This is a genomic window from Streptomyces capitiformicae (genome assembly GCF_002214185.1).
In the GTDB taxonomy this organism is placed as follows: domain Bacteria; phylum Actinomycetota; class Actinomycetes; order Streptomycetales; family Streptomycetaceae; genus Streptomyces; species Streptomyces capitiformicae.
On the sequence record NZ_CP022161.1, the window covers coordinates 7,092,174 to 7,104,626 of the forward strand.

At 70.6% G+C, this 12,453-nt stretch carries 10 protein-coding genes; 8 read left to right on the forward strand and 2 right to left on the reverse strand.

The window, feature by feature from the left end:
• Positions 1 to 57 precede the first annotated feature (57 nt).
• From scy to CES90_RS31710, 6 genes are all read left to right on the forward strand, one after another.
• Positions 58 to 3,906: a polarized growth protein Scy gene (gene scy, locus CES90_RS31685; protein WP_189785842.1), complete on the forward strand. Its 3,849-nt coding sequence runs from the start codon at positions 58 to 60 to the stop codon at positions 3,904 to 3,906.
• A gap of 245 nt (positions 3,907 to 4,151) precedes the next feature.
• The gene (locus tag CES90_RS31690) at positions 4,152 to 5,090 is read left to right on the forward strand and encodes a coiled-coil domain-containing protein (protein WP_189785843.1); all 939 of its coding nucleotides are present in this window, start codon (positions 4,152 to 4,154) and stop codon (positions 5,088 to 5,090) included.
• Positions 5,091 to 5,309: 219 nt separating this feature from the next.
• Complete coding sequence (locus CES90_RS31695) at positions 5,310 to 6,260, forward strand: ABC transporter ATP-binding protein (RefSeq protein WP_189785844.1); 951 nt, start codon at positions 5,310 to 5,312, stop codon at positions 6,258 to 6,260.
• A 2-nt stretch (positions 6,261 to 6,262) separates the two neighbouring features.
• Positions 6,263 to 7,033, forward strand: a complete 771-nt coding sequence (locus CES90_RS31700) for an ABC transporter permease (RefSeq protein WP_189785845.1) — start codon at positions 6,263 to 6,265, stop codon at positions 7,031 to 7,033.
• A 126-nt stretch (positions 7,034 to 7,159) separates the two neighbouring features.
• Positions 7,160 to 8,383 (forward strand): ABC transporter ATP-binding protein, encoded by a 1,224-nt coding sequence (locus CES90_RS31705; protein ID WP_189785846.1) that lies wholly within the window; start codon positions 7,160 to 7,162, stop codon positions 8,381 to 8,383.
• Positions 8,380 to 9,249 carry an ABC transporter permease subunit gene (locus tag CES90_RS31710; protein WP_189785847.1) on the forward strand — a complete coding sequence of 290 codons (870 nt, stop codon included), beginning with the start codon at positions 8,380 to 8,382 and terminating at the stop codon, positions 9,247 to 9,249. The genes CES90_RS31705 and CES90_RS31710 overlap by 4 nt, the downstream gene beginning before the upstream one ends.
• Positions 9,250 to 9,272: 23 nt before the next feature.
• Here CES90_RS31710 and CES90_RS31715 read toward each other — a convergent pair whose 3' ends face one another.
• Positions 9,273 to 9,614, reverse strand: a complete 342-nt coding sequence (locus CES90_RS31715) for an ATP/GTP-binding protein (RefSeq protein WP_189785848.1) — start codon at positions 9,612 to 9,614, stop codon at positions 9,273 to 9,275.
• A gap of 222 nt (positions 9,615 to 9,836) precedes the next feature.
• Between CES90_RS31715 and CES90_RS31720 the strand changes: the two genes are divergently transcribed.
• Positions 9,837 to 10,865, forward strand: a complete 1,029-nt coding sequence (locus tag CES90_RS31720; RefSeq protein ID WP_189785849.1) for an LLM class flavin-dependent oxidoreductase — start codon at positions 9,837 to 9,839, stop codon at positions 10,863 to 10,865.
• A gap of 91 nt (positions 10,866 to 10,956) precedes the next feature.
• Here the strand turns inward: CES90_RS31720 and CES90_RS31725 are convergent, their stop codons facing one another.
• Positions 10,957 to 11,349: an SCO5389 family protein gene (locus tag CES90_RS31725; RefSeq protein WP_149828745.1), complete on the reverse strand. Its 393-nt coding sequence runs from the start codon at positions 11,347 to 11,349 to the stop codon at positions 10,957 to 10,959.
• A gap of 394 nt (positions 11,350 to 11,743) precedes the next feature.
• On the opposite strand from CES90_RS31725, the gene nucS reads away from it, so the two are divergent.
• The gene (gene nucS / locus CES90_RS31730; protein WP_189785850.1) at positions 11,744 to 12,415 is read left to right on the forward strand and encodes an endonuclease NucS; all 672 of its coding nucleotides are present in this window, start codon (positions 11,744 to 11,746) and stop codon (positions 12,413 to 12,415) included.
• The last annotated feature ends 38 nt before the right edge of the window (positions 12,416 to 12,453 follow it).

Below are 12,453 nucleotides of genomic sequence, written 5' to 3' on the forward strand. Positions count from 1 at the left end.
GGATGGACGGAGCTCGTTTGGAGAAGGTTGCGACCAGGGGACGGATGGGACCGCGCAGTGCGGGGCTACGAACGCCAGGAGCGAGAGCCGGCGGCTGACGTCGACCACCTCTCTCGGTTCGAGGCCGAGATGGAGCGGCTGAAGACCGAGCGGGAAAAGGCGATCCAGCACGCCGAGGACCTCGGCTACCAGGTCGAGGTGCTGCGCGCCAAGCTGCACGAGGCGCGCCGCACCCTCATGTCCCGGCCCGCCTACGACGGCGGCGACCTCGGGTACCAGGCCGAGCAGATGCTCCGCCAGGCCCAGATGCAGGCCGACCAGCTGCGCGCCGACGCCGAGCGGGAGCTGAGCCAGGCCCGGGCGCAGACCCAGCGGATCCTCCAGGAGCACGCCGAGCAGGCCGCGCGCCTCCAGGCGGAGCTGCACCAGGAGGCCGTCACCCGCCGCCAGCAGCTCGACCAGGAGCTGTCCGAGCGCCGTCAGACCGTCGAGTCACACGTCAACGAGAACGTGGCGTGGGCCGAGCAGCTGCGCGCCCGCTCCGAGCAGCAGGCCCGCCGGCTCGTCGACGAGTCGCGTGCCGAGGCCGAGCAGGCGCTGGCCGCCGCCCGCGCCGAGGCCGAGCGGCTCGTCAATGAGGCCAGGCAGCGGCTCCAGAGCGACGCCGACGCGGCGCGCGGCGAGGCCGACCAGATTCTGCGCCGGGCCCGCGCCGAGGCCGAGCGGCTGCTCAACGCGGCGTCGACGCAGGCTCAGGAGGCCACCGAGCACGCCGAGCAGCTGCGCTCCTCCTCCGCCACCGAGTCCGACGCCGCCCGCCGCCAGGCCTCCGAGCTGAGCCGGGCCGCCGAGCAGCGCATCGCGGAGGCCGAGGCGGCGCTGCGCGAGGCCCGCACGGAGGCCGAGAAGCTGGTCACCGAGGCGAAGGAGAGCGCGGCCAAGGCCCTCTCCAGCGCCGAGTCGACCAACGAGCAGCGCACCCGTACGGCGAAAGAGCAGGTCGCCCGGCTGGTCGAGGAGGCCACGAAGGAGGCCGAGGCCACCAAGGCGGCCGCCGAGGAAGCCGTCGCGGACGCCAAGGCGGAGGCCGAGAAGATCGTCGCCGAGGCCTCCGAGAAGGCCCGCTCGATCACCGCCGAGGAGTCCGCCTCCCAGCTCGCCAAGACGGCCAAGACCGCCGAGGACGTGCTGAACAAAGCGTCCGAGGACGCCCGGAACACCACCAAGGCCGCCGCTGAGGAGGCCGAGCGGATCCGCGCGGAGGCGGAGGCCGAGGCGGACCGGTTGCGCGCCGAGGCGCACGACCTCGCCGAGCAGCTCAAGGGCGCGGCGAAGGACGACACCGAGGAGTACCGCGCCAAGACGGTCGAGCTGCAGGAGGAGGCGCGCCGGCTGCGCGGCGAGGCCGAGCAGCTGCGGGCCGACGCGGTCGCCGAGGGCGAGCGGATCCGCGCCGAGGCCCGGCGCGAGGCCGTCCAGCAGATCGAGGAAGGCGCCAAGACCGCCGAGGAACTGCTCGCCAAGGCGCGCACGGACGCCGACGAGCTGCGCCAGACGGCCACGGCGGACAGCGAGAAGGTCCGCACGGAGGCCATCGAACGTGCTTCGACGCTGCGCCGTCAGGCCGAGGAGACCCTGGAGCGCACCCGCAAGGAGGCGGAGCGGCACCGCGCCGAGGTCATCGAGCAGTCGGACGAGCTGAAGGCCGAGGCCGAGCGGGCCGCCCGCGAGCTGCGCGAGGAGACCGAGCGCGGCGTCGAGGCCCGCAAGGCGGAGGCCGCCGAGGAGCTGTCCCGGCTGCAGACCGAGGCCGAGGCACGGCTCGCCTCCGCCGAGGAGGCGCTCGCCGACGCCCGTGGGGAGGCCGAGCGGATCCGCCGCGAGGCCACCGAGGAGACCGACCGGCTGCGTTCCGAGGCCGCCGAGCGTATTCGTACGCTCCAGGCGCAGGCCGAGGCCGAGGCCCAGCGGCTGCGCGACGAGGCCGCGTCCGACGCGTCCGCGTCCCGCGCCGAGGGCGAGGCCATCGCCGTACGGCTGCGGTCGGAGGCCGCTTCCGAAGCCGAGCGGCTGAAGTCGGAGGCGCAGGACACCGCCGACCGGGTACGGGCGGAGGCGCAGGCCGCGGCCGAGCGGCTCGCCACGGAGGCCTCTCAGGCGCTGGCCGCCGCGCAGGAGGAGGCGGCCCGGCGCCGCCGCGAGGCCGAGGAGCTTCTCGGCGCCGCCCGGCAGGAGGCCGGCCAGGAGCGGCAGCGGGCCCGCGAGCAGAGCGAGGAGCTGCTGGCCTCGGCGCGTACACGCGTGGAGGAGGCCCAGGCCGAGGCCGTACGCCTGGTCGAGGAGGCCGAGCGGCGCGCCATGGAGATGGTGTCGGCCGCCGAGCTCCACGCCCAGCAGGTACGGGACTCCGTGGCCGGGCTGCACGAGCAGGCCCAGGAGGAGATCGCCGGGCTGCGCAACGCCGCCGATCACGCGGCGGAGCGTACGCGCCGGGAGGCCGAGGAGGAGGCGGACCGGGTCCGCGCCGACGCCTACGCGGAGCGGGAGCGGGCCACCGAGGACGCCAACCGGGTACGCCGGGAGGCCCGGGACGAGGCGGACGCCGCCAAGGCGCTCGCGGAGCGCACCGTCGCGGAGGCCCTCGCCGAGGCGGACCGGATCCGTTCGGACGTCGCCGAGCACGCCCAGCGGGTGCGTACGGAGGCGTCGGACACCATCGCGCGGGCCGACCAGGACGCGTCGCGCACCCGGGCCGAGGCCCGCGAGGACGCCAACCGCATCCGGTCGGACGCGGCCACCCAGGCCGACACCCTCATCACCGAGGTCACGGCCGAGGCCGAGCGGCTGACGCGGGAGACCAACGAGGAGGCCGAGCGGGTACGGGCCGAGTCCGTCGCCAAGGCCGACCAGCTGATCGCCGAGGCCACCGACGACGCCGAGCGGCTGCGCGCCGAGGCCGCCGAGACGGTGGGCTCCGCGCAGCAGCACGCCGAGCGGGTACGAGCCGACGCAGAGCGGGCCCGGGCCGAGGCGGAGGCCGAGGCCGACCGGCTCATGTCGCACGCCCGTGAGGAGGCCGACCGCACCCTCGACGAGGCCCGCAAGGACGCCAACAAGCGGCGCTCCGAGGCCGCCGAGCAGGTCGACAAGCTCATCACGGAGACGACGGCCGAGGCCGACAAGCTCCTCACCGAGGCTCAGTCGCAGGCCCAGAAGACCACCGCGGACGCCGAGGCGCAGGCCGACTCCATGGTCGGCGCGGCCCGCAAGGAGGCCGACCGGCTGGTCTCCGAGGCGACCGTCGAGGGCAACTCCACGGTGGAGAAGGCCCGTACGGACGCCGACGAGCTGCTGGTCGGCGCGCGCCGGGACGCCACTGCCATAAGGGAGCGGGCGGAGGAGCTGCGCGACCGGATCACGTCCGAGATCGAGGCACTGCACGAGCGGGCCCGCCGTGAGGCCGCCGAGACGATGAGGTCGACCGGCGACCGCTGCGACGCGCTCATCAAGGCCGCCGAGGAACAGCTTCAGAAGGCGCAGGCAAAGGCCAAGGAGATCGTTTCCGAGGCCAACTCCGAGGCCGGCAAGGTCCGTATCGCGGCGGTGAAGAAGGCCGAGGGTCTCCTCAAGGAGGCCGAGCAGAAGAAGTCCACGCTCATCCGCGAGGCGGAGGAACTCAAGGCCGAGGCGATCCGTGAAGCCCGCCGTACGGTCGAGGAGGGCAAGCGCGAACTCGAGGTGCTGGTCCGTCGCCGCGAGGACATCAATGCGGAGATTTCCCGTGTCCAGGACGTCCTGGAGGCGTTGGAGTCTTTTGAGGCCCCGTCGAGCGGCAAGGACGGTGGAGTCAAGGCGGGTGCCGCCGCGGGTGCGACTCGTTCGGGTGGCAAGTCGTCAGACAGCTAGCGGAGTCGAGGCGTCGCGGGTACCTTCCGCGCCGCCGTAGGCACCAGAGACACCAATGGACACCAATTTGTGTTCTTCCTGTGCTTGCCAGGGCCTTGTTGCAAAGTTTCTGGCAACAATTCCGATGGTCGGCCACCAAAAGGGGTGTCATTCTCCAGATCAAACGTGCATCTGCTCGATGACACGCCGCTTCGCCCCCTAGGATTCCACCTATCACCTCACCGGTCTCATTCGACAGGAACCCCATGAGCGACACTTCCCCCTACGGCTTCGAGCTTGTGCGGCGTGGATACGACCGCGCTCAGGTGGACGAACGTATCTCCAAGCTCGTCTCCGACCGTGACTCCGCTCTCTCCCGCATCACCGCTCTCGAAAAGCGCATCGAGGAGCTCCACCTCGAGACGCAGAACGCCCAGGCCGCGGTCACCGACGCCGAGCCGTCCTACGCCGGTCTCGGTGCCCGCGTCGAGAAGATCCTCCGTCTCGCCGAGGAGGAGGCGAAGGACCTGCGCGAGGAGGCCCGGCGCGCGGCCGAGCAGCACCGCGAGCTCGCCGAGTCCGCGGCCCAGCAGGTCCGCAACGACGCCGAGTCGTTCGCGGCGGAGCGCAAGGCCAAGGCCGAGGACGAGGGCGTCCGGATCGTCGAGAAGGCCAAGAGCGACGCGTCCCAGCTGCGTGCCGAGGCGCAGAAGGACGCGCAGTCCAAGCGCGAGGAGGCGGACGCCCTCTTCGAGGAGACCCGCGCGAAGGCCGCGCAGGCCGCCGCCGACTTCGAGACGAACCTCGCCAAGCGGCGCGAGCAGTCCGAGCGCGACCTGGCCTCGCGTCAGCAGAAGGCCGAGAAGCGGCTCGCCGAGATCGAGCACCGGGCGGAGCAGCTCCGTCTGGAGGCGGAGAAGCTGCGCACCGACGCCGAGCGCCGTGCCCGCCAGACGGTGGAGACCGCGCAGCGTCAGGCCGAGGACATCGTCGCGGACGCGAACGCCAAGGCGGACCGGATCCGCTCGGAATCCGAGCGGGAGCTGGCGGCTCTCACGAACCGCCGCGACTCCATCAACGCCCAGCTGACCAACGTCCGCGAGATGCTGGCGACGCTGACGGGTGCCGCTGTGGCCGCCGCCGGCACCCCGGCCACGGACGACGAGCCGATCTCTCGTGGCGTCCCGGCCCAGCAGTCCCGGTAACACGACCGCCTGACGGCACCAGCCAAGGGTTGTTCAGGGCCCGCGTCTCCTTCGGGGGGTGCGGGCCCTTCGGCGTGTTCGGGTGGGATTTTGAGTGCCTGACAGCTCGGAACATCTGCGGTACGGCGACTGCGGGTTGTTCGTGGTCGCTCGCGCAGTTCCCCGCGCCCCTTCGGGGCCCGGGTGGCAGGCACTCCGCCCCCGTCCTAGCGTGGCCGCATGATCGAGGTCGAGGGGCTTACCAAGCGGTATGGCGAGAAGGTGGCGGTCAATGAGCTGAGTTTTGCCGTGCGGCCGGGGATCGTCACCGGGTTTCTCGGGCCGAACGGGGCCGGTAAGTCGACGACGATGCGGATGATTCTGGGGCTGGACCGGCCCACGGCCGGGGACGTGCGGATCGATGGGATGCATTACGACGGGCTGAGGGACCCGTTGAAGTACATCGGGGCCCTGCTAGATGCCACGGCCGTGCACGGGGGGCGTAGCGCCTTCAATCACCTTCTCTGCCTCGCTCAGAGCAATGGAATCCCCAAGGCCCGGGTGCACGAGGTGCTGGACACTGTCGGGCTGACACCGGTCGCCCGTAAGAAGGCCAAGGGGTTCTCGCTGGGGATGGGGCAGCGGCTCGGTATCGCGGGGGCGTTGCTCGGGGATCCGCGGATCCTGATGTTCGACGAGCCGGTGAACGGGCTGGATCCTGAAGGGATCCATTGGATCCGCAATGTGATGAAGTCCCTCGCCGCCCAGGGGCGGACCGTGTTCGTCTCGTCCCATCTGATGAGCGAGATGGCACTGACCGCCGATCATCTCGTCGTCATCGGGCAAGGGCGGCTCCTCGCCGACACCTCCATGGCCGACTTCATCCAGCGGAACTCACGGTCGTACGTACGGATTCGTACCCCGCAGCGCGAGCGGCTGTTCGACGTGCTGTACGAGGCCGGCGTCACCGTCGTCGAGACGGGCGGCGGGGCTCTCGAGGTGGACGGCGGGAAGCCGGAGCGGATCGGGGAGCTGGCGGCGCGGCACCAGATCGTGCTGCATGAACTGAGTCCGCGGCAGGCCTCGCTGGAGGAGGCGTTCATGCGGCTGACGGCCGAGTCGGTGGAGTACCACGCGCATGCGGAGACACCGCCGAACGAGTGGGGCGACGGCTGGAAGAGGGAGGGCTGAGGATGGCCGCTGCCCAGGTCGTCCGGTCCGAGTGGACCAAGATCCGGTCGGTGGCGTCCACGGTGTGGACGCTGTCGCTGGTCGTGGTCGTCACGGTCGCGCTCGGTGTGCTGATCTCCCTGCTGTCGAAGCAGGAGTTCGACAGTCTGAGCGCCGAGGACAGGCTCTCCTTCGACCCGACATTCATCAGCTTCGCCGGGATGAGCCTGGGTCAGCTGGCGATGATCGTGTTCGGAGTGCTGGTCGTGTCGAACGAGTACAGCACCGGCATGATCCGTACGTCGCTGGCCGCTGTGCCCCAGCGGGGCACCTTTCTGTTCGGCAAGATCGCGGTGGCCACCGCGCTCGCCTTCGTGGTCGGGCTGGTGACCAGCTTCGCGGCGTTCTTCCTGGGGCAGGCGATGCTCGGCGAGCACCGGGCCGAGATCGGCGATCCGGGCGTGCTGCGCGCGGTCATGGGCGGCGGGCTCTATATGACCCTCATCGCGATGTTCTCGATGGGTGTCGCCGCGATGCTGCGTTCGCCGATGCTGTCGCTGGGCATCCTGATGCCGTTCTTCTTCCTGATCTCCAACATCCTGGGGAATGTCGACGCCACCGAGAAGATCGGGCGTTATCTGCCCGACCAGGCCGGCAGCAGGATCATGCAGGTGGTCACCCCGGTGGACGACGACACCCCGTACGGTCCCTGGGGCGGTCTCGCGATCATGACGCTGTGGGTGGTGGCGGCGCTGCTCGGCGGTTATCTGGTCCTGAAAAGGCGTGACGCGTGACCTGCGCGCTCTTACTTTCCCTTGGGCGGAACCGTCAACGCCCCGATAAGCTCCTAATCCTTACGGGGGCGTGCGCCCCGACGTCCTGAGACGCAGACGTTCTGAAACGTTCGATGGGTGCGGAGCATGATCGAGGCAGTCGGCCTGACCAAGCGCTACGGCGCCAAGACGGCCGTGTACAACCTTTCCTTCCAGGTGCGGCCGGGGGCCGTCACCGGTTTCCTCGGGCCCAACGGCTCGGGCAAGTCGACGACGATGCGCATGATCCTCGGCCTGGACAACCCCACCTCCGGGCAGGTGACGATCGGCGGCTACCCGTACCGCAAGCTGCCGAACGCGGCCCGCCAGGTCGGTGCCCTGCTCGACGCCAAGGCCGTGCACGGCGGCCGGCACGCCCGGAACCATCTGCTGTCCCTGGCGCAGCTGTCGGGCATCCCGGCCCGCCGGGTGGACGAGGTGCTCGGCGTCGTCGGTCTCCAGGACGTGGCGAAGAAGCGCTCCAAGGGCTTCTCGCTCGGCATGGGCCAGCGGCTCGGTATCGCCGCCGCCCTGCTCGGCGACCCCCAGGTGCTGCTCTTCGACGAGCCGGTCAACGGCCTCGACCCCGAGGGCATCCTCTGGGTGCGCAACCTGATGAAGGCGCTCGCCGCGGAGGGCCGTACGGTCTTCGTGTCCTCGCACCTGATGAGCGAGATGGCGCTGACCGCCGACCACCTCATCGTGATCGGGCGCGGGCAACTGCTCTCCGACATGAGCGTGAAGGACTTCATCTCGGCGAACTCCGCCGACTTCGCACGCGTACGGACGCCGGACACCGAGCCGCAGGCGCGCGAGAAGCTGACCGCCGCGCTGACCGAGGCCGGGGGCCAGGTGCTGCCCGAGCAGGACGGCGCGCTGCGCGTCACCGGTCTGCCGCTGCCCCGCATCAGCGACCTCGCGCACGGCGCCGACGTACGGCTGTGGGAGCTGTCGCCGCACCAGGCCTCGCTGGAGGAGGCGTACATGCGGATGACGCAGGGCGCCGTCGACTACCGCTCGACCATCGACCAGAAGGCCGGGCTCCAGCAGCCCCTGCCGCCCGGCGCGCAGCCGCCGATGCCGGTGCCGGGGCAGGGCCAGCCCGGCTGGTACGCCCCGCCGGCCCCGCAGCAGGGCGGACAGCCCTTCGCACCGCCGCAGGGCCGGCCGACCGGTCCGTACGGGGCTCCGGCTCCCGCCGCCGCACCGGCCCCCGGTCAGCCGCAGCCGAACCCGTACGCCCAGGCCGTGCCCCAGGCCCCCGCGCAGCCCGCCGCTCCTTCCGCCCCCGCGCCCGCCGCCGACCTGACGAAGTCCGAGGACGCCCGATGAGCACGCCCCAGCCGCCACTCGCCCAGCAGCAGCCGCCCGCCCCCAACTGGCAGGGGGCGCCGGGTATTTCGTACACCTCGCCGATCCCGGTGGTGCGCACCCATCTCGGGCACGCGATCGCCTCCGAGTGGACGAAGATCAAGTCCGTCCGTTCGACGATGTGGACGCTCGGCGTCTACGTCCTCCTCCTGATCAGCCTCGGTCTGCTGTTCGCCCTCGTCGCCTCCTCCACGGAGATGAACATGCAGGGTCAATCCCCGCTGGGGCTCGGTATGTTCGGGCTGATGCTCGGCAGCGTCTGCCTCATCACGCTCGGCGTGCTGACCACCGCCTCCGAGTACGGCACCGGCATGATCCGGACCACGATGACCGCGTGCCCGAGCCGCGGCCGGGTGCTGATCGCGAAGGCCCTCGTGTACTTCGTGCTGGCGTTCACCGTGACCTTGGTGACCACCGCGTTCGTCGGCTTCGTCCAGGTGACGATCCTGGAGGGCAGCAACACGGCGACGCCCACCGGTGAGGAGTGGTTCAAGGCGACGGTCGGCGTCAGCCTCTTCCTCGCGCTGTTCGGACTGCTGTCGCTGCTCGTCGGCTCGCTGATCCGGCACTCGGCGGGCGCGATCACCATCATGCTCGGCCTGTTCCTCGCGCCGCTGGTCATCGCGATCTTCATGTTCGCCGAGTCGCTGCGGGACGTGCAGGAGTTCCTGCTCAACTACTCGATCCCGAGCCAGCTCGGCGTCTTCTACAACGCGGAGCTCGGCTCGGCCGGCCCGTCCGGCTGGGACCCGCTGTGGATCATGCTCACCATGGTCGCGGCCACGTTCGTCGGCGCGTACGCCCTGTTGGAGAAGCGGGACGTGTAACCAGGGCCTGGGTTACCGGGGGTTCAGAATCTCGGCGCGTTACGGGACCGCTGCACCCGCGTGGTGCGGCGGTCCTTCGCGTTCCAGCAGGCCTTGTGCCAGTGCCGGCGTTCGTCCACGCCCGAGTGCTCGGGCCAGGCGACCACGTGCGGCACACCGGAGGGGATCATCTGGTCGCAGCCCGGGCAGCGGTAGGTCTTGCCCACCGCGCTCGCGCCCGCCACATGGCGCACGTTCCACTCCTCGCCCTGCCAGCGCTCGCTGGACTGCCAACCGCCGTACCGGTCCGAGCGGTCGTCCTCGGCGCTCCGGCCTGACGAACCCGACGAGCCATCGCCCTTGGGACGGTTGCGACGCGGGGACACGGGACACCTCACAGGGCTATACAGGGAGCAGGCTTGGTGTCCAGCCTACGCGGGCCCCACGGGGGTACGCGTACATCACCAAACACCTCAGATCGCCCCCCGCCCGCACCATTCTGCAGACAATCCGCAAATCTCGCCGCAAGGCCGTGTCTTGGGCACGTGTCAGACGGTTATGCCGGGTGGGGGAGCTCCCGAGTCGGAGCCGAGGAAGCAGGAAGTGCGATGCACGTAGGAACATTTGTACTGGGAGCCCAGTTCCCCGGCCAGGGCCATGGGGAGGCGCTCCACCGGACGGTTCGGACGGCGGAGGCGGCCGAAGCCGCCGGTCTGGACGCGGTCTGGCTGGCCGAGCACCATTTCGTGCCGTACGGGACATGCCCGTCGGCGGTCACCCTCGCCGCGTTACTGCTGGGACGCACCCGGCGGATCCGTGTCGGTACGGCGGTCAGCGTGCTGCCCACCGTCCATCCCGTGGCCCTGGGCGAACAGGCCGCCCTGCTGCATGTGACCTCCGGCGGACGCTTCTCGCTGGGCGTCGGCCGCGGCGGCCCCTGGGTCGATCTGGAGGTCTTCGGCACCGGCCTCGAGGCGTACGAGAAGGGGTTCCCGGAATCACTCGATCTGCTCATGCGCTGGCTCCGCGAACCCTCGGTGTCGGCGTCGGGGGAACGATTCAGCTTCCGTGAGGTCCCCGTCGTACCGAGGCCCTCGGAGGATCTGGACGAGACGCCCGGCCCCGAGGTCGTCGTCGCCTGCACCTCACCGGCGAGCGTACGGCTGGCGGCCGAGCGCGGTCTGTCGATGCTGCTCGGGATGCACGTCGGGGACGAGGAGAAGGCCGAGATGGTGGCGATGTGGCGCAAGTCCGCCCGGGCCGCGGGCCGTTCGCCGGAGGAGATCGCCGGCGCGGCCCATGTGTCGGCCGGCGTCTGCCAGATCGCGGACCGGCGCACCGACGCCGTGGAGGCGCTCACCAAGGCGATGCCGGGCTGGCTGAAGCAGGGCCTCGACGCCCATGTGACCGTGGACGGCCGCGCCCGCGCCATGCGGGACCCGCTCGCGTACACCGAACTGCTCTGCGGGCTGCACCCGGTGGGGACTCCGCGGCTGTGCGCCGACCGGCTCGCGGCGACGAGCGAGCGCACGGGCATCTCCCGCTTCGCCCTGCTCGTCGAGGGCTCCGGCGACCTCACGGCGACGGAGGAGAACGTACGACGACTCGGTGCCGAGGTGCTGCCTCACCTCGGCTGAGCCGTACCCAGGGCCCTTGCGGGAAGCTTGCCGCCCCGCTTACTGATGCACCTCCCGCGGTTGGAGCGGCAAGCCGTAGTGCGTCATGCCCTCAGCAGTCCCGGAGTTCCGGGGACTGATTGAGGAGTTGGCCGCGGATCGAGGTGAAGCGGGCCAACCTGTCGTCCACGGACGGGTCCAGCGGGAACACCGCCACGCGGTGGCAGTTCTGGAAGGCCAGCCGTACTCCGAAGTGCCGCTGCAGCGCGCCGCGAATCGCGTCACTCGCGAGCGCGCGCAGCAACTGTCCGCGCGCCTGCTCGTCCGGCGGGGGCGTCTGGTTGTCGGCGAACTCCCCGCCTTCCACCTTCAGCTGGACCACCAGGGAGCTGATCATCTCCCACGCGTAGGGCAGGGAGGTCCGGACGCAGTCGACGAAGGCGGCTTCGTCGACCTCGCCTCGCTCGGCCTGTTCGAGTAGGGCCGGTGAGACGTCGAGCGACATGGGTTCTCCTCTCACACCCCCAGAACGACAGGGGTTGACGGACAAGGCCGGAGATCACACCACCGAACACGCAGAGTGCACGGCTGGCGACCTCACGTTTCTACGGTATGCAACCGATCGTGACCGCACCAGGAGAATGCGCGCACCGACACCGCGCTTGACGCACACAATCAGCCATTGCCGAACAAGAGTTGACAGAGGCACATGCCGGGGGACGACAGAGGCCCAGATGAGAGGGGGGAGGGCGCGACGGAGGGCGACTTTTCCCGACGTTCTCGGCCGGGTTCGCCGTGGCCGTCGAACGGGCCCGCCGTGGACGTCGTGGTCGCCGGACCGAGGCCGTTGTGGTCGTCGAATCGCGCGGACCGGTCGCCGTCGAGTAGCGTTGCCGACCATGCGTCTCGTCATTGCCCGCTGCTCCGTGGACTACGCGGGCCGGCTCACCGCCCACCTCCCCTCAGCCCCCCGCCTGATCCTGGTGAAGGCGGACGGCAGCGTCTCCATCCACGCGGACGACCGGGCCTACAAGCCCCTCAACTGGATGTCGCCGCCCTGCACGCTGAAGGAGGGCACAGGCGACGAAGAGGGTGTCTGGACCGTCATCAACAAGGCGGGCGAGAAGCTCATCATCACCATGGAGGAAGTCCTCCATGACTCCTCGCACGAGCTGGGCGTGGACCCCGGGCTGATCAAGGACGGCGTCGAGGCGCACCTCCAGGAACTGCTCGCCGACCGCATCGAGACCCTCGGCGAGGGCTACACGCTCATCCGCCGCGAGTACATGACGGCCATCGGCCCGGTGGACATCCTGTGCCGGGACGCGGAGGGGGCGACCGTCGCGGTCGAGATCAAGCGGCGCGGCGAGATCGACGGTGTCGAGCAACTCACGCGCTATCTGGAGCTGTTGAACCGCGACCCGCATCTCGCGCCGGTCCGCGGCATCTTCGCCGCCCAGGAGATCAAGCCTCAGGCCCGCGTCCTCGCCACCGACCGCGGCATCGGCTGCCAGGTCCTGGACTACGACGCCCTGCGCGGCATCGAGGACGACAAACTGCGGCTGTTCTGAGCCGTTTCACGCAAGAGGGCCGGGTCCGTCGCACGGTC

Bases quoted from the DNA above. Each gene is read 5' to 3' on its own strand.
- CES90_RS31710 (WP_189785847.1), top strand. From the start codon at position 8,380: ATGAGCACGCCCCAGCCGCCACTCGCCCAGCAGCAGCCGCCCGCCCCC.
- CES90_RS31720 (WP_189785849.1), top strand. From the start codon at position 9,837: ATGCACGTAGGAACATTTGTACTGGGAGCCCAGTTCCCCGGCCAGGGC.
- CES90_RS31695 (WP_189785844.1), top strand. From the start codon at position 5,310: ATGATCGAGGTCGAGGGGCTTACCAAGCGGTATGGCGAGAAGGTGGCG.
- CES90_RS31705 (WP_189785846.1), top strand. From the start codon at position 7,160: ATGATCGAGGCAGTCGGCCTGACCAAGCGCTACGGCGCCAAGACGGCC.
- CES90_RS31690 (WP_189785843.1), top strand. From the start codon at position 4,152: ATGAGCGACACTTCCCCCTACGGCTTCGAGCTTGTGCGGCGTGGATAC.
- CES90_RS31700 (WP_189785845.1), top strand. From the start codon at position 6,263: ATGGCCGCTGCCCAGGTCGTCCGGTCCGAGTGGACCAAGATCCGGTCG.
- CES90_RS31725 (WP_149828745.1), bottom strand. From the start codon at position 11,349: ATGTCGCTCGACGTCTCACCGGCCCTACTCGAACAGGCCGAGCGAGGC.
- nucS (WP_189785850.1), top strand. From the start codon at position 11,744: ATGCGTCTCGTCATTGCCCGCTGCTCCGTGGACTACGCGGGCCGGCTC.